A 15,390-nucleotide genomic window follows, 5' to 3' on the forward strand; every position below is an offset into this window, starting at 1 on the left:
CACACTGAAAAACAGAATACGTGGAGAACACCATGCAGCACATCGACAACATCTATATCAACGGCGAATTTGTTACCCCGCATGGCGAAGAGCGCTTTGAGCTGTTCAACCCGGCGACCGAAGAAGTGATTGGCACCGTGCGCCTGGCGGATGAAGTCGACGCCGAACGTGCGATTGCCGCGGCGAAGGCCGCATTTACTGGCTGGTCACGCACCACCAAAGACGAGCGTATTGCGGTCCTGAAACGCATGCATAAAGCCGTCGCCGCACGTGAAGATGCGCTGCTCGAGGCCATCGTTACCGAATACGGCGCACCGCAGTCACGGGGCCGCTGGATGGCGCAATATCCGGCAGACGTTATCGCTCAGGCGATTGAAACCCTGGAAGAATTTGAGTTCGTGGAGCAGGCGGGCAGCGCGCAGGTGATCATGACGCCGGTCGGCGTGGCGGGGCTGATTACGCCGTGGAACAGCGACGCCGGGTTTATCTGCAACAAGCTGGCGACGGCGATGGCCGCAGGCTGCACCGCCGTTATCAAACCGAGTGAAATGAGCGCCATGCAGACGCAGATTGTGACCGAAGCGCTGCACGAGGCGAACATTCCGGCGGGCGTGTTTAACATCATCACCGGGCGCGGGGAGGTGGTGGGCGACGTGATTAATCGTCATCCGGATATCGCCAAAATCTCATTCACCGGCTCAACGGCGGTGGGTAAACACATTGTCGAAAGCAGCGCGGCATCGCTGAAGCGCGTTACGCTGGAGTTGGGGGGGAAATCCCCGACGGTTATTCTTGATGATGCCGATATCGAAAAAGCCGTTCCGCTGGCGCTGGCGGCAGGCTTTATGAACAGTGGGCAGGCGTGCATAGCCGGGACGCGTATTCTGGTGCCGCGCAGCCGCCAGGCCGAATTTGAGCATGCGTTTGCCCATGCGGTAGGCCAGGTGCAATCCGGCGATCCGCGCGACGACAAGACTGAAATCGGCCCGATGGTCAGCCGCAAACAGTGGCAGCGCGTGCAGGACTACATTCGTCTGGGTGTGGAAGAGGGCGCGAAATTGCTGGTAGGCGGCGAAGGGCGTCCGGCGGGTATGGCGCAAGGCTGGGGCGTGAAGCCGACGGTATTTGTCGGGCATAACCAGATGCGCATCGCCCGGGAGGAAATCTTTGGCCCGGTGCTGGTGATGATCCCTTACGAAGACGACGCCGATGCGCTGGCGATTGCCAACGACACGAATTATGGCCTGAATGCGATGGTGCTGGGCGGCAATACCGACCGCGCCGTGCGTATCGCGCAGCAGATTGAGTCCGGTCGTGTGATGGTCAACACCCTGGCCCATGAACCGAAAGCCCCGTTTGGCGGCGTGAAACAGTCCGGCCTGGGTCGTGAAATGGGCAAATGGGGAATGCAGGCGTATCTGGAAGCGAAAACGGTAGTGGTGGGTTAAGCGTCTGACTGCCCGGCAAGGCGACATCGCCGCCGGGCACATCGCATTGACTAACTCATTATCCGCGCGGCCCACACGGAAATGTCATCCCCGCTGCCCAAATCCGGCTGTACCAGACCATTCACCATAAAGGTTGGCGACACGTGGATGCCGTTCTGGCGGGCATATTTGCAATGCCATTTGATGACGGTTTGCAATTCCGGCACCGCAAACGGCTCGCTCACGTTCACACCGCTGTAACGCTCAAGACGTTCAACAATATCCTGCGGCGTGGCCTGCATATTTGGGCCGCTGCAATGGTCGGTGAATTCAAATTCTTCACGATGATCGGCCACCGCCTGCAATACTTTTTTCGCCGCTTCTCTGCCGTCCGGTAAGGTCGACGCCGCCAGAATGTAGCGAACGATCACCCCAGAAAACATGTGCCACGGTTGCGATTGCAGACGAATTTTTACCGTCACGTTATCTTCCCCAACTGCGGCCAGCAGCGCGTCGAGTTTGTTGAACGCCTTCACCGAAAAGGGGCAAGTGGGTTCCAGAAAAACTTCGAAAGTCCGTGGACCGTGACCCCATTCCAGCGCCTGTGCCTGTAAGCTCATGTTGACTCCTGATGTTGTGTTGTCGTTTCGATTATCTTATCTGTGAGGATTATGATTAAGCCACTTCTGCCTGCGTGTTGGCAACTTTTGGCCATCTTTCCAACGCTTCTGGCTATAAGTAATTTATTTAAGATAGGGTATTTAAATAACGGGTTAAGATACTGGCTAAATTCCTTGATTCAATGATCTCCAGAATCCATAAATCAAACGTTGCATTCACCGTATGAATTATTACAACAATAAACTAAATATTATTTATTTTCCTTTTGTTGATTAATTTATTTTTGGTGTACGATTAATGCTCAATCATAACTCTTGAGGGACTAAGAGAATGTATTACTCCAATCCTAATTCGATCCAATGGCCGAAAACGCGGGAAGGTGGGATTCGACGGCTAAGGCTCGGTGAAATTAATCTCGCCAGTTCTCTCTATGGATTCAGCATTCACTATAATCAGGTCTGGCTCCATCTGGAAAGCTATCTCCCCTTTAACCTTCAAAATCCAGGCCAGGCCATGAGTCCAAACGGTGAAATGTGGTTAAGGGCAGATAAATACGAAGATGATTTTTCAGTACCTAAAAACCAAAATCCACCTGATGCTCAGCATTTATTCCTTCATGAAATGATGCATGTATGGCAACACCAGCGCGGGTTATGGGTGCGAACTCGCGGACTTATGTCATGGGCTGCGGATTACACCTACAGCCAGGATAAAAATAATTTTCTCGATTACAGTCTCGAACAGCAAGCTTCTATCGTTAGCGATTACTGGCTATTAAAACATTACGGATTTTGGGGGCTTAGTCACCTTTACACTTACAGGGATTACGACCAGTTTGAACCTGTCGTTGGTTTGTTGAAAAAATACGAGAGAGTGCTAGGAAACTTCCCCGGATGAAAAATTTTATCTTTTTACTCCCTGTCATCTTTCTGCTCACCGGGTGCCCCGGAGCAGACAGAGAAGGTGCAGAAAGCGGGGAACGCAGATCTGTTTTCATTGATGGTAATAATATTTGCTTTACTGTTAATAAAAGTGAGGTATTAAGCCGCTATATCCTTTCAACGAATGATGACACTTATAAGCAACTGCTCGTTAATGATTTAGTGAAACTATCATATCCTGACACGTGTTTTAAAACTCAATTTGAGTCAGGTGTTGTATATGGAGTGAGTTACACTCTCAATAAAAAAATTATTACGACACGTTTATTTTTGATAAAAACAATCGGATTATATATTTAGGGAGAGAATAGAATGTCATTACCAGGTTATTTATTCCTTTATGATGAAAATGGAATGCTTTTAAACGGCGGTGGACTGTCACTTTCTCGTGAGGGGGCAATCGAGGTGATGAGCAGTAGCTATGGCGTTAGCCAACCAGTAGATTCGCACACGGGCAAGATGGGGGGAACCCGTCAGCATGAACCCTTTGTAATTCATAAGAAGATTGATAAATTATCTCCGCTGCTCGCGGTATGTGTTTGTCAGGGACGCCGATTACAAAAAGCCGAAATGCGCTACTATGAAATCAATGATGCTGGAATTGAACGTGAAGTTTATCGCGTACAATGGAAAGCGTAGTGATTATGTTTGTAAATGCTAACCATACTTATATTCCCGGCTCGAACTTCCCGAATATGATCGAGACAGTTGGAATTCGCTTTAACAGTATTGAATGGTTTTATCTTGAGGGAATGATTAAGTACGATGACGCATGGTCACGCTCCGCACCGGCGAAGCAGGAACAAAAGTCGCAGTAATATCTAAAGGGTGTTTTCGCGCCCTTCCTTCATGCCTGGCGTTCAGTCCATTGTTGGCAATCACATGATTTGCTCCCTCTTGATGGATACATCTAGCTCTTAATCGCGGAATTATGTGTGACTACGGGTAAAACCGGTGCTGCAAGGTCTATGCACCTAGCAGTGACATCTTATATAGATAATTCGAATCTGATGAGCGAAGCGGTGGATAGAGTTAATTATATGATCTTATTAAAAATATATAGTTATTCGAAGTGAGAAGGAACGAGTGAATCCCCGATAGACCGTGGGATTTCTGATGTAGTGATTTTTCCCCGCAAGTTGAAGGGGCTTTTATATGATGGATGTGGGAAAGATCTGGCTTAGCTGACCGTAGGGGCGAGAAATCCAGCAAACAAATAACGTGTTGCAACGACCAGAAATCTACCGGAACCCAGAAAGCAAAAAACCAGCCCTTAGGCTGGTTTCTTTAAATAGTGGTGCCCGGACTCGGACTAACGCCGAAGGCGTTGAACAGCGCGCTTGTCGCGCTGGCCCCGAAGGGGTGAGCCGCTTGCGGCGAATAATCGAACGGAGTTCGATGGAGAGTCCGTATCCCAGAAAGCAAAAAACCAGCCCTTAGGCTGGTTTCTTTAAATAGTGGTGCCCGGACTCGGAATCGAACCAAGGACACGGGGATTTTCAATCCCCTGCTCTACCGACTGAGCTATCCGGGCAACGGGGCGCATTAAACTAAATTCGACACGCGTCGTCAACGAAATTTATGCGTTTCGCGACGGACTGCGCAATCTCTCACCATTTAGGCGACTAAATGGTTTATACCCCACTGCCGGGATTTCAATGTTTTATGCGTGGGCAGTGAATTTATACCCATAATTTTTACGCATTTAGCGGTTGGCGAACCGATAATTTGCATATTGATTTGATATTGCGCCTGCTGACGAAAGGTGTAATTATTGCGCGAATTTTCTGCTTATCACCCCCGGGGCGCCGGAATCCGGGCCTTTTACTCTCCCGATTTGGGTAGTCGCGCTTATGAAATCTTTGCACATTGCCGCCAGCCGCGAGCTGGTCTCTCGTCTTTCCAGCCACCGCCGCGTGGTGGCGCTGGACAGTACCGATTTTACCGACGTGGCGGCAGTCGTCATTACCGTGGCGGACAGCCGCAGCGGCATTCTCACGTTGCTAAAGCGCACCGGTTTTCAGCTGCCGGTGTTCCTGTTTTCTGAAGAGCCTGTAGATGTACCGGAAGGCGTTGATGCGGTTATCGGCGACAGCGTTCAGCAGTGGCTGGAGCTCGAAACCGCCGCCACGCGCTATGAAGAGAATCTTCTGCCGCCGTTCTTCGACACGCTGACGCAGTACGTCGAAATGGGCAATAGCACCTTCGCCTGTCCGGGCCATCAGCACGGCGAGTTCTTTAAAAAGCACCCCGCCGGTCGCCAGTTCTATGACTTTTTTGGCGAGAACCTTTTCCGCGCCGATATGTGCAATGCCGACGTCAAACTGGGTGATTTGCTGATCCACGAAGGGGCGGCCAAACGCGCGCAGAAATTCGCGGCGAAAGTGTTTAATGCCGATAAAACCTGGTTTGTGCTGAACGGCACCTCGGCAGCGAATAAGGTCGTCACCAACGCGCTGCTGACCCGTGGCGACCTGGTGCTGTTCGACCGCAATAATCACAAGTCGAATCACCACGGCGCGTTGTTCCAGGCCGGGGCAACACCGGTGTATCTGGAAGCGGCGCGCAATCCGTTTGGCTTTATCGGCGGCATTGATGAACAGTGCTTTGACGATAACTACCTGCGCGAGCGGGTTCGTGAAGTGGCCCCGGAAAAGGCGGGCGACGCGCGTCCGTTCCGCCTGGCGGTGATCCAGCTCGGCACCTACGACGGCACTATTTATAACGCCCGTCAGGTGGTCGATAAAATTGGGCATCTGTGCGACTACATCCTGTTTGATTCCGCATGGGTCGGTTATGAGCAGTTCATTCCGATGATGGCCGACTGTTCGCCGTTGCTGCTGGAGTTGAACGAAAACGATCCGGGCATTTTTGTCACCCAGTCGGTACATAAGCAGCAGGCAGGCTTCTCGCAGACCTCGCAAATCCATAAGAAAGACAACCATATTCGCGGTCAGGCGCGTTTTTGCCCGTATAAACGCCTGAACAACGCCTACATGTTGCATGCGTCAACCAGCCCGTTCTATCCGCTGTTTGCGGCGCTGGACGTGAACGCCAAAATTCACGAAGGCGAGAGCGGCCGTCGTCTGTGGGCGGAATGCGTGGCGCTGGGCATCGAGGCCCGCAAAGCGATTATCGCCAACTGCAAGATGATCAAACCGTTTATTCCGCCGACGGTGGCGGGCCGTCCGTGGCAGGATCACCCGACGGACGCTATTGCTCGCGAACGTCGCTTCTTCAGCTTCGGACCGGGCGAAGAGTGGCACGGGTTTGAGGGTTACGCGCAGGATCAGTATTTCGTCGATCCTTGCAAGCTGCTGCTGACCACGCCGGGGATCGATGCTCACAGCGGGAAATATGCGGAGTTCGGCATTCCAGCGACGATCCTCGCGCACTACCTGCGTGAGAATGGCATCGTGCCGGAAAAGTGCGATCTGAACTCGATCCTGTTCCTGCTGACGCCTGCCGAAAGTACCGAAAAGCTGGCGCAGCTGGTGGCGATGCTCGGCCAGTTCGAACAGCACATTGAAGACGACACGCCGCTGGCCGACGTGCTACCGACGATCTACAGCAAATATCCGGTGCGTTATCGCGATTATACGATCCGCGAATTGTGCCAGGAGATGCACGATCTGTACGTCAGCTTTGACGTGAAAGATCTGCAAAAGGCGATGTTCCGCAAAGCCAGTTTCCCGGCGGTGGTGATGAATCCGCAGGATGCCAATATCGAGTTTATTCGGGGTAACGTCGAGCTGGTGCGTCTCAGTGAAGCGGAAGGGCGCATTGCGGCAGAAGGCGCGCTGCCGTATCCGCCGGGTGTGCTGTGCGTGGTGCCAGGCGAAATCTGGGGCGGCGCGGTGCAGCGCTATTTCCTTGCGCTGGAAGAGGGCGTCAATATGCTGCCGGGCTTCTCACCGGAGTTGCAGGGCGTGTACAGCGAAAAAGACGCCGATGGTATCAAGCGGCTGTATGGCTATGTCATGAAGTCGTAGTGAGAGGCATCTGGTGCGGAGGGCATCCCTCCACTTTGGCATGTAAGCCTGTATCGCAAGATACAGGCTCATTTTGTTCAATGGCGTTTATATTCGGTAGACATCTTAGTGTGCAATGGGCTGCGCACCGTTGACCGCCGGGACATGTTTGTATTTGAACAATGCCACGAACGCGAAGGCCAGCACCAGCGAATAACCCGCGAAAATCAGCCACACGCTCTGCCAGTCGGTAATGCCGTTCACGGTGTACATCTCAACCACTTTACCGCTCACCATGCCCCCCAGAATGCAGCCGAAGCCGTTGGTCATCATCAGGAACATCCCTTGCGCACTGGCGCGAATTTCAGGTCGCACTTCTTTCTCAACAAACACCGAACCGGAAATGTTGAAGAAGTCGAACGCGCAGCCGTAGACGATCATCGACAGCACCAGCAGGATGGTACCGAACGCGGACGGGTCGCCGTAGGCGAACAGACCGAAGCGCAACATCCACGCAAAAATACTGATCAGCATGACGTTCTTAATGCCGTAACGGCTCAGGAAGAACGGGATGGTGATGATGAACAGGGTTTCGGAAATCTGGGAAATCGACATCATCACCGATGCGTGTTCAACGATAAAGCTCCCGGAGAACAGGGGGTTGTTATCGAAGCTATGCAGGAAGGTGTTGCCGAACATATTGGTGATTTGCAGCTCTGCGCCCAACAGCATGGAGAAGATGAAGAATATCGCCATGCGTTTGTTTTTGAACAGCGCGAAGGCGTCCAGGCCCAGCATGGTGCTCCAGCTCTGGTTTTTCTGCTGCTGCGATACCGGAATGTGCGGCAGCGTCAGGGTGAACAGGCTCAGAACCAGCGACAGCGCCGCGCCGATGTACAACTGCATGTGGCTCAGTTCAAAACCAGAGAAGCTCACCGCCCACATTGCCATGATAAAGCCGATGGTGCCCCAGATACGAATCGGCGGGAAATCGGTGACGATGTCCATGCCCGCTGATTTCAGGCGATAGTAGGAGATAGTGTTCACCAGCCCAAGCGTCGGCATATAGGCCAGCGAGTTGAGCAGGATGACAATGAACATTTCACCCGGCGTGGTGACCTGCGCCGCCATAAACAGCGTGCCTGCCCCGACTAAATGGCACAGCGCATACACCCATTTTGCACTGATCCATTTATCCGCCACGATACCGAGCAGCGTCGGCATAAAGACCGCGGCAATCCCCAACGAGCTATACACCGCACCGATGGATGCACCGTCGAATTTGAGCGTGACGAACATATAGGAGCCGAGGGTTGTCAGCCAGCTCCCCCAGAGGCAGAACTGCAGGAACGACAGTATTTTAAGCTGCAGCTTAAGGTTCATGTTATTTTCCTCACAAAGTGACCGGCTGTGTGTTTTTATTGAAACATTTATGGCGTGAATTTGATGCGATTCTATCGGGGTCGGCGTCGGCGTTTTGTTACCTCCAGCAAAAAAATGCAATATTTATTCTTTTGCAGAGTGGATTAGTGACGCAAATAACATTTTCGTATGGGTGGGGTGGGGATTTGTGCGGGCTGATGCCCTCTCCCCGGCCCTCTCCCACGGGGAGAGGGAGAAAACCGGAGGGGGAAAATTACTTCCGACGGTAACTCTTCTGCGTATTGTTCACTTTATACAGATAGCGACGCGATTCCTGCGACGGATGACGGGTGGTCAGCGTCTGATAAACGTCGCCCGGTGCCATGCTGTTAATGATGTTCGCCGCCTTAACTTTATCGCTGGAGAACACCCGCAACACGCTGCCCGCGCCGCCGTTATACGCGGTGATCACCGCATAGCGGCGTGAGGTCGGGTTATCAATTCCACCCAGATAGACATTGCTCAGCATCGCCAGATAGGCAGTGCCGGTGTCAATGTTGCTGGCCGGATCGAACAGGTAGCTGCGGCTTGGCGTCCCGGATTTACCCTGCGCTTTGAATACGTCTTTCCCGGCGGTGTGCTGAACGACCTGCATCAGCCCCAGCGCATCGGAATTGCTGACGGCGTACGGGTTAAATGAGGATTCTGTCTGCATAATCGCCAGAATCAGCGACTCATCCACGCCGTATTTACGTGCCGACTGGCGAACCATGCCGATGTACTTATGCGCACGTTTATCGAGGTGGTTCGGCACCAGGTTGATGGTCACGCTGTAGATAACGTGCAGCCCGTCGCTGCGGCTCTTCAGGCGGTTTTGCAGCAGCCAGTCAGCATAGTTCGACGCGCGGCCCTGCCAGCGAATCGGCTGCCCGGTGTTATCCACCACCTGACCGTACAGGAACGGCTCTTTGGAAATCTGGATGTCATCGGCGTCGGAATAGAGATCGACCGAGCCCGGATCGTCGCCCATCAACAACGTTTTGATGATGGTCTGACGAAGATGGCCCGCAGGATCGGTTCCGGCGATAGTTTCAAAGGTGATGGTGCCGTTATCAAAGTTGATGTGGCTTCGGGTGTAATACTGGTCGGAATACTTCACGTAGTCCTTCGGTCCGGCGACCAGAACTTCGTTGTATCCCCAGATGTTCTCGATGTTATGGGCAAACTGCCCCATCAAAATATCAAAACCGTTGGTGTCTTTTACCCAAGCTTCATTATAGGGCGTGCCCTTTTTGGAGCCTGAACACGAAATGAGCAACGGCGCAATCAGGGCTAGCGCTAAATATTTTTTCATCATTCCGGGAAGTGTCGTCAGGTTGAAATAAAGGGCCGATAGGCCCTTATTGTTTTTCTGGCGGCGTATAGCCTTCGATGTGAACGTCTTTGCCCTCGAACAGGAAGTTAACCATCTCCTGTTCCAGCAGCTTGCGATGCTCCGGGTTCATCATGGTGAGTTTTTTCTCGTTGATGAGCATGGTCTGCTTATGCTGCCACTGACCCCAGGCTTCTTTAGATATTTCGTTATAGATGCGTTTTCCGAGCTCGCCCGGATACAGCTGGAAGTCCTGGCCTTCAGCGTCGCGCTGCAGGAAGGTACAAAAAATGGTTCTGCTCATGACTATTCCTCTTTATGGCCGTCGCTCAAACCAGAGCGCCGGCGCGTAACTGCTGTAACAGACGCTCCACGGGTGCCGCCAGCCCGACTGACGGTGGCTGGGCTAAGTTATACCAGAGAGCGCCGCCTTCATCCATGCACGCGTCCATCGACTGCACGCTGAGCCACATAGGCACAATATCTAAATGGAAATGGCTGAATGTATGGCGAAAAGCCGTTTGCTGCGCGAGTGACGCGGTTTTTATCTGACGCGCGGCTAACCATTCGAGGAGTTCTTCTTCGGAGGTAAACTGCGGGAAGCAGAATAAGCCGCCCCACAGACCGCTTGGCGGACGTTGAAGCAGGAACACCTCGTCGTCGTGCTGCATAATCAGGAAATATCCGACGCGTTCCGGTAGGGTTTGCTTCGGCTTCTTGCCGGGATACTGCGCCCAGGAGTGGTTGGCATACGCCACGCAGCCGTTGTTCAGCGGGCAGAGTTCGCACTTCGGTTTTGAACGGGTGCAGACCAGCGCACCCAAATCCATCATCGCCTGATTAAAACGCTCCACGCCTTTCGCCGGAGTCACGTCTTCACTGATTTCCCACAGCCGTTTTTCCACTTCTTTCTTGCCTGGCCAGCCGCTCACCGCATAGCAGCGAGCGAGCACGCGTTTCACGTTGCCGTCGAGAATGGGGAAATGTTTGCCGAGCGACAGCGAAAGTACCGCGCCCGCAGTGGAACGCCCGACGCCGGGCAGGGCAGCGACTTCCTCGAACGTTTCCGGAAACTTGCCGTTATGCAGCGTCGCGACCTGCTGAGCGGCTTTATGCAGATTGCGCGCCCGGGCGTAATAGCCGAGGCCCGTCCACAGGTGCAGCACTTCGTCGAGCGGCGCATTGGCGAGATCGGTGATGGTCGGAAAACGCGCCATAAAGCGCTCAAAATAAGGAATAACGGTAGCAACCTGAGTTTGTTGCAACATCACCTCAGAGAGCCATACTTTGTACGGCGTTTTTTCCATTTGCCAGGGCAGGGTCTTACGCCCATATTTGTCGTACCAGTCCAGCACCTGGGCTGAAAATTGAGAGGCTTGCATGGCTACCGATTCGCTGTATCAGGGACGCAGATTGCAGCACAGCGCCATCGGGCTGTAAACCGGATCTTTCCCATGCTTGCATACTTCGTCTGAGTTTGGATAATGCCCGTTTCCCGAATACTCATCAGGTAGACAGAACTTTTATGAACAACGACGTCATTTCACCGGATTTTGATGAAAACGGTCGCCCGCTGCGCCGTATTCGTAGCTTTGTCCGCCGTCAGGGCCGCCTGACCAAAGGGCAGCAGCACGCGCTGGATAACTATTGGCCGGTGATGGGTGTTGAGTTCAGCGAAACGCCTGTCGACTTTGCTGCACTGTTTGGCCGCGACGCGCCAACCACGCTGGAAATCGGTTTCGGCATGGGCGCATCACTTGTCACTATGGCGAGCGCCAAACCCGATCAGAACTTTTTAGGCATTGAAGTCCACTCCCCGGGCGTCGGCGCGTGCTTAGCGTCGGCCCATGAAGAGGGCGTGGAAAACCTGCGCGTGATGTGTCACGACGCGGTAGAAGTGCTGCATAAAATGGTTCCTGACAATTCTTTGAACATGGTGCAGCTGTTTTTCCCTGACCCGTGGCATAAAGCACGTCATAATAAGCGCCGTATCGTTCAGGCTCCCTTTGCAGAGCTTGTGAAGAGTAAGCTGAAGCTTGGCGGCGTTTTCCACATGGCGACCGATTGGGAAGCTTATGCGGAGCACATGCTGGAAGTGATGTCGTCGCTCGACGGGTATAAAAACCTCTCTGAAAGCAACGACTACGTACCGCGTCCGGATTCACGTCCGGTGACCAAATTTGAACAGCGTGGCCATCGTCTTGGTCACGGCGTTTGGGACTTAATGTTCGAGAGGGTGAAATAATGGCGAAGAACCGTAGCCGTCGTCTGCGTAAAAAAATGCACATCGACGAGTTTCAGGAATTAGGATTTTCCGTTGCATGGCGTTTCCCGGAAGGCACTACTGAAGAACAAATCGACCATATCGTTGATGAGTTTATCAATGAGGTGATCGAGCCGAACAAACTGGCCTTTGATGGCAGCGGCTATCTGGCCTGGGAAGGTCTGATTTGCATGCAGGAAATCGGTAAATGTACCGAAGAACACCAGGCCGCCGTGCGTAAATGGCTGGAAGACAGGAAGTTCGAAGAGGTACGCACCAGCGAACTTTTCGACGTTTGGTGGGACTAAACAAACATAAAGGGCCAGCAATCGCTGGCCCGTTTTGTCTCTACAGGAGTTTCTATGATGCGCAAAACGCTGCTGGCAGCGGCACTCTCCGTCACCGCATTTGCCGCTCAGGCGGATTATCAGTGCAGCGTGACCCCGCGTGATGACGTTATCCTCAGCCCGCAAACCGTGCAGGTGAAAGGGGAGAATGGCAATCTGGTCATCACCCCTGATGGCAACGTCATGTTTAACGGCAAACAGTACACGCTCAGCGCGGCTCAGCGCGAGCAGGCGAAAGACTACCAAACCGATCTGCGCAGCGCGCTGCCGTGGATTGACGAAGGCGCACGTTCCCGCGTCGACAAAGGCCGCATCGCGCTGGATAAAATCATCACCGAGCAGGTTGGGGCCAGCAGCAACATGCATGGGCGTCTGACCAAACTTGATGCGCAGCTGAAAGAGCAGATGAACCGTATTATTGAGCACCGTACTGATGGCCTGACGTTCCACTACAAGGGTATCGATCAGGTTCGCGCTGACGGCCAGCAGCTGGTGAATCAGGCGATGGGCGGAATTCTGCAGGACAGCATTAATGAGATGGGCGCGAAAGCAGTCGTCAAAGGTGGCGGTAATCCACTGCAAGGCATTTTAGGCAGCCTCGGCGGCCTGCAGGGCGCGATTCAGGACGAATGGAAGAGCCAGCAGGCCGATTTCCAGAAGTTCGGCAAAGACGTGTGTGGCCGCGTGGTGTCGCTGGAAGATAGCCGTAAAACGCTGGTGAGTGGGTTGAAGTAACGGTTGTTTCTGCAGTCTCCCTCTCCCCGACCCTCTCCCATAGGGAGAGGGAGAATACAGTAGGGGCAAAATCGACTCCGGTCGGTTCCCTCTCCCTCACATGAGAGGCAGTAGGGGCAAAATCGACTCCGGTCAGTTCCCTCTCCCTCACATGAGAGGCTGTAGGGGCAAAATCGACTCCGGTCGGTTCCCTCTCCCTACGGGAGAGGGTTAGGGAGAGGGGCTGTAACACGCAAATGCCAGAGTATCTCCACAAGCACCGCCTCTTCATACATTCTGAGTTCGTTATTCCAAAAACGTAAAACCCGCCAGCCATGGGCATTCAGCCATGTCGTTCTTTGGTTATCATATTCACTTCTCTCAGCATGTTGCCCGCCATCCAACTCAATAATCAACCGCGCCCGATAGCAGACGAAATCCGCAATATATGGACCAAGAGGCATTTGTCGGCGGAATTTATAACCATAGAAACGTTTTGCCCGGAGCAAATACCACAGGCGGTTTTCTTCCGGTGTTTGATTGGTGCGAAGAAATTTATGTTTTTCCATCCCCCCAATCTGCCAGCTTTTCCTTCAACTCGCAGAAAGGGAGATGAAATCCTGAATCGTGCTTCAGGAATCTTCGGAAAGGAACAGCTCGAGCAGGGAATTGAGGAACAGTTTCCCGTGCTCGGTAATCTGCCAGAACTGATCGGACTCGCTGAGATAACCCTGGGCGATGGCTTCGTCAATCTGCGCGCGAACCGCAGACTCCGGCAAACCCGTAAACGCGGTAAATTCAGCGCGAGGGGCGGGCTCCAGCAGGCGGAAGCGGTTCATAAAGAACTCGAACGGTTTGTCTGCAGTTTCAACGTCGTGCTGACGCTCCAGATACCGGCCTTCCATATACCCACGTGGATGACGGGTTTTGGCGGTTCGCAGAATGCGCCCGTCCGGGAACGTCACTTTGCCGTGCGCGCCGCAGCCAATGCCCAGGTAATCACCGAATCGCCAGTAATTCAGGTTGTGCTGACACTGATATCCCGGCTTGGCGTACGCTGACGTCTCATACTGCTGATAGCCCGCAGCGCTCAGCAACTGGTGGCCCTGCTCGTAGATATCCCACAGCGCGTCGTCGTCCGGCAGTTTTGGCGGGCGAGAGCCAAACAGCGTGTTCGGTTCGATGGTGAGCTGATACCACGACAAATGCGGCGGATTGAGCGCAATCGCCTGACGCAGATCGTCCAGCGCTTCTTCCAGCGACTGGTCCGGCAGGCCGTGCATCAGGTCGAGGTTAAAGCTGCGTAAGTTCAGGCTGGTCGCCAGATGCGCCGCGCGTTTCGCTTCGTCGGCGTCGTGAATACGCCCCAGACGTTTGAGTTTGGCTTCGCTAAAGCTCTGCACGCCGATAGAAATGCGGTTCACGCCCGCACGCTGATAATCCACAAAGCGGTCGGCTTCCACCGTGCCTGGGTTGGCTTCCATCGTGATTTCCGCATCGGACGCCAGATTCAGGCGCGCGCGGACGCCATCCAGCAATGTTTGCATCGCCGGGCCAGACAGTAGGCTCGGCGTGCCTCCGCCGATGAAAATCGTTTTTACTTCGCGTCCCTGCGCATAAGGCACGTCGACATCTAAATCGGCCAGCAGATGCTGCACGTAGTCGTCATGTGGCACTTCGCCTTTCAGCGCGTGCGAATTGAAATCGCAGTACGGGCATTTCTGCACGCACCAGGGAATGTGAATGTAAAGACTCAGCGGAGGGAGAACGGTCATTAACGCAGTGCTTCCAGTAACAGTTTCAGCGCCCGTCCACGGTGGGACACGGCAATTTTTTCTTCACGGCTCAGTTCAGCCGCCGTTTTACCAGCGTCGGGAACAAAGAATATCGGGTCGTAGCCAAAGCCACCGTTGCCCGCGGCTTCACGGGTAATCACGCCCGGCCAGCTGCCGTGGCACACCAGCGGGGTCGGGTCTTCGGCATGACGCATGTACACCAGCACGCAATGGAACTGCGCCTGGCGTTTATCGTCGGGCACGTCATTCAACGCAACCAACAGCTTTTCCAGATTCTGCTGGTCGCTGGCATCTTCGCCCGCATAGCGCGCGGAGTAAATCCCCGGCGCACCGCCCAGAACGTCGACCGCCAGGCCGGAATCATCAGCAATTGCAGGCAGGCCGGTGACTTTCGCTGCATGACGCGCTTTGAGAATCGCGTTCTCAATAAAAGTCAGCCCGGTTTCTTCCACCGACTCGACGTTCAATTCGGTCTGTGCGACGACGTCGAGACCAAAATCGTTTAACAGCGAGGCGAGCTCGCGCACTTTACCGGCGTTACCGGTAGCCAGAACTACTTTTTGCATGGGATGTCCT

At 53.6% G+C, this 15,390-nt stretch carries 16 protein-coding genes and 1 tRNA gene; 8 read left to right on the forward strand and 9 right to left on the reverse strand.

Annotated elements, in window-relative coordinates; genetic code table 11:
- The first annotated feature begins 32 nt into the window (after positions 1-32).
- Positions 33-1,448 (forward strand): aldehyde dehydrogenase family protein, encoded by a 1,416-nt coding sequence (locus A8O29_RS04180; protein ID WP_125353252.1) that lies wholly within the window; start codon positions 33-35, stop codon positions 1,446-1,448.
- A 50-nt stretch (positions 1,449-1,498) separates the two neighbouring features.
- On the opposite strand, the gene A8O29_RS04185 is transcribed toward A8O29_RS04180, so the two are convergent.
- Positions 1,499-2,047 (reverse strand): DsbA family protein, encoded by a 549-nt coding sequence (locus tag A8O29_RS04185; protein WP_125353250.1) that lies wholly within the window; start codon positions 2,045-2,047, stop codon positions 1,499-1,501.
- 331 nt (positions 2,048-2,378) lie between these two features.
- Here A8O29_RS04185 and A8O29_RS04190 point away from each other — a divergent pair, with 331 nt between their 5' ends.
- From A8O29_RS04190 to tssD, 3 genes are read left to right on the forward strand one after another with little or no spacing between them, the layout of a single operon-like run.
- Positions 2,379-2,945, forward strand: coding sequence for a type IV secretion protein Rhs (locus A8O29_RS04190; RefSeq protein WP_125353248.1), 567 nt, complete (start codon positions 2,379-2,381; stop codon positions 2,943-2,945).
- The gene (locus tag A8O29_RS04195; protein ID WP_246316638.1) at positions 2,942-3,289 is read left to right on the forward strand and encodes a putative T6SS immunity periplasmic lipoprotein; all 348 of its coding nucleotides are present in this window, start codon (positions 2,942-2,944) and stop codon (positions 3,287-3,289) included. Before A8O29_RS04190 ends, A8O29_RS04195 begins: the two co-directional genes overlap by 4 nt.
- A gap of 12 nt (positions 3,290-3,301) precedes the next feature.
- Positions 3,302-3,628, forward strand: a complete 327-nt coding sequence (gene tssD / locus A8O29_RS22680; RefSeq protein WP_246316639.1) for a type VI secretion system tube protein TssD — start codon at positions 3,302-3,304, stop codon at positions 3,626-3,628.
- Positions 3,629-4,447: 819 nt separating this feature from the next.
- Here tssD and A8O29_RS04205 read toward each other — a convergent pair.
- Positions 4,448-4,523, reverse strand: a tRNA-Phe gene (locus A8O29_RS04205).
- 319 nt (positions 4,524-4,842) lie between these two features.
- Here A8O29_RS04205 and A8O29_RS04210 point away from each other — a divergent pair.
- Positions 4,843-6,981 (forward strand): ornithine decarboxylase, encoded by a 2,139-nt coding sequence (locus A8O29_RS04210; RefSeq protein ID WP_125353246.1) that lies wholly within the window; start codon positions 4,843-4,845, stop codon positions 6,979-6,981.
- A 105-nt stretch (positions 6,982-7,086) separates the two neighbouring features.
- Here the strand turns inward: A8O29_RS04210 and A8O29_RS04215 are convergent, their stop codons facing one another.
- From A8O29_RS04215 to mutY, 4 genes are all read right to left on the reverse strand, one after another.
- A complete protein-coding gene (locus A8O29_RS04215; RefSeq protein ID WP_125353244.1) occupies positions 7,087-8,343 on the reverse strand; it encodes a nucleoside permease in 1,257 nt (418 codons plus the stop codon).
- 253 nt (positions 8,344-8,596) lie between these two features.
- Positions 8,597-9,676 carry a membrane-bound lytic murein transglycosylase MltC gene (gene mltC / locus A8O29_RS04220; RefSeq protein ID WP_125352874.1) on the reverse strand — a complete coding sequence of 360 codons (1,080 nt, stop codon included), beginning with the start codon at positions 9,674-9,676 and terminating at the stop codon, positions 8,597-8,599.
- A gap of 46 nt (positions 9,677-9,722) precedes the next feature.
- Positions 9,723-9,998, reverse strand: a complete 276-nt coding sequence (locus A8O29_RS04225) for an oxidative damage protection protein (RefSeq protein WP_110511928.1) — start codon at positions 9,996-9,998, stop codon at positions 9,723-9,725.
- A 25-nt stretch (positions 9,999-10,023) separates the two neighbouring features.
- Positions 10,024-11,076 (reverse strand): A/G-specific adenine glycosylase, encoded by a 1,053-nt coding sequence (gene mutY, locus A8O29_RS04230; protein WP_159465170.1) that lies wholly within the window; start codon positions 11,074-11,076, stop codon positions 10,024-10,026.
- A 143-nt stretch (positions 11,077-11,219) separates the two neighbouring features.
- Here mutY and trmB point away from each other — a divergent pair, with 143 nt between their 5' ends.
- Genes trmB through A8O29_RS04245 form a run of 3 tightly spaced genes read left to right on the forward strand, consistent with a single transcriptional unit; the run spans position 11,220 to position 13,039 of the window.
- Entirely contained in the window at positions 11,220-11,939 is a 720-nt protein-coding gene (gene trmB / locus A8O29_RS04235) for a tRNA (guanosine(46)-N7)-methyltransferase TrmB (protein WP_110511930.1), read from the forward strand.
- On the forward strand, positions 11,939-12,265 hold the full coding sequence (locus tag A8O29_RS04240) for a YggL family protein (protein ID WP_110511931.1): 327 nt from the start codon (positions 11,939-11,941) through the stop codon (positions 12,263-12,265). Before trmB ends, A8O29_RS04240 begins: the two co-directional genes overlap by 1 nt.
- Before the next feature lie 54 nt (positions 12,266-12,319).
- The gene (locus tag A8O29_RS04245; RefSeq protein WP_125352872.1) at positions 12,320-13,039 is read left to right on the forward strand and encodes a YggN family protein; all 720 of its coding nucleotides are present in this window, start codon (positions 12,320-12,322) and stop codon (positions 13,037-13,039) included.
- 197 nt (positions 13,040-13,236) lie between these two features.
- On the opposite strand, the gene A8O29_RS04250 is transcribed toward A8O29_RS04245, so the two are convergent.
- From A8O29_RS04250 to A8O29_RS04260, 3 genes are all read right to left on the reverse strand, one after another.
- The gene (locus A8O29_RS04250) at positions 13,237-13,587 is read right to left on the reverse strand and encodes an endonuclease domain-containing protein (protein ID WP_125352870.1); all 351 of its coding nucleotides are present in this window, start codon (positions 13,585-13,587) and stop codon (positions 13,237-13,239) included.
- A 63-nt stretch (positions 13,588-13,650) separates the two neighbouring features.
- Positions 13,651-14,793 carry a radical SAM family heme chaperone HemW gene (hemW, locus tag A8O29_RS04255; RefSeq protein ID WP_125352868.1) on the reverse strand — a complete coding sequence of 381 codons (1,143 nt, stop codon included), beginning with the start codon at positions 14,791-14,793 and terminating at the stop codon, positions 13,651-13,653.
- Complete coding sequence (locus A8O29_RS04260) at positions 14,793-15,380, reverse strand: XTP/dITP diphosphatase (RefSeq protein WP_125352866.1); 588 nt, start codon at positions 15,378-15,380, stop codon at positions 14,793-14,795. The genes hemW and A8O29_RS04260 overlap by 1 nt, the downstream gene beginning before the upstream one ends.
- Positions 15,381-15,390 lie beyond the last annotated feature (10 nt).

The sequence above is a fragment of the Scandinavium goeteborgense genome, from assembly GCF_003935895.2.
Taxonomy (GTDB): domain Bacteria; phylum Pseudomonadota; class Gammaproteobacteria; order Enterobacterales; family Enterobacteriaceae; genus Scandinavium; species Scandinavium goeteborgense.

Coding starts and splice junctions, on each gene's coding strand:
- A8O29_RS04180 (WP_125353252.1), top strand. CDS start 33: ATGCAGCACATCGACAACATCTATATCAACGGCGAATTTGTTACCCCG.
- A8O29_RS04185 (WP_125353250.1), bottom strand. CDS start 2,047: ATGAGCTTACAGGCACAGGCGCTGGAATGGGGTCACGGTCCACGGACT.
- A8O29_RS04190 (WP_125353248.1), top strand. CDS start 2,379: ATGTATTACTCCAATCCTAATTCGATCCAATGGCCGAAAACGCGGGAA.
- A8O29_RS04195 (WP_246316638.1), top strand. CDS start 2,942: ATGAAAAATTTTATCTTTTTACTCCCTGTCATCTTTCTGCTCACCGGG.
- tssD (WP_246316639.1), top strand. CDS start 3,302: ATGTCATTACCAGGTTATTTATTCCTTTATGATGAAAATGGAATGCTT.
- A8O29_RS04210 (WP_125353246.1), top strand. CDS start 4,843: ATGAAATCTTTGCACATTGCCGCCAGCCGCGAGCTGGTCTCTCGTCTT.
- A8O29_RS04215 (WP_125353244.1), bottom strand. CDS start 8,343: ATGAACCTTAAGCTGCAGCTTAAAATACTGTCGTTCCTGCAGTTCTGC.
- mltC (WP_125352874.1), bottom strand. CDS start 9,676: ATGAAAAAATATTTAGCGCTAGCCCTGATTGCGCCGTTGCTCATTTCG.
- A8O29_RS04225 (WP_110511928.1), bottom strand. CDS start 9,998: ATGAGCAGAACCATTTTTTGTACCTTCCTGCAGCGCGACGCTGAAGGC.
- mutY (WP_159465170.1), bottom strand. CDS start 11,076: ATGCAAGCCTCTCAATTTTCAGCCCAGGTGCTGGACTGGTACGACAAA.
- trmB (WP_110511930.1), top strand. CDS start 11,220: ATGAACAACGACGTCATTTCACCGGATTTTGATGAAAACGGTCGCCCG.
- A8O29_RS04240 (WP_110511931.1), top strand. CDS start 11,939: ATGGCGAAGAACCGTAGCCGTCGTCTGCGTAAAAAAATGCACATCGAC.
- A8O29_RS04245 (WP_125352872.1), top strand. CDS start 12,320: ATGATGCGCAAAACGCTGCTGGCAGCGGCACTCTCCGTCACCGCATTT.
- A8O29_RS04250 (WP_125352870.1), bottom strand. CDS start 13,587: ATGGAAAAACATAAATTTCTTCGCACCAATCAAACACCGGAAGAAAAC.
- hemW (WP_125352868.1), bottom strand. CDS start 14,793: ATGACCGTTCTCCCTCCGCTGAGTCTTTACATTCACATTCCCTGGTGC.
- A8O29_RS04260 (WP_125352866.1), bottom strand. CDS start 15,380: ATGCAAAAAGTAGTTCTGGCTACCGGTAACGCCGGTAAAGTGCGCGAG.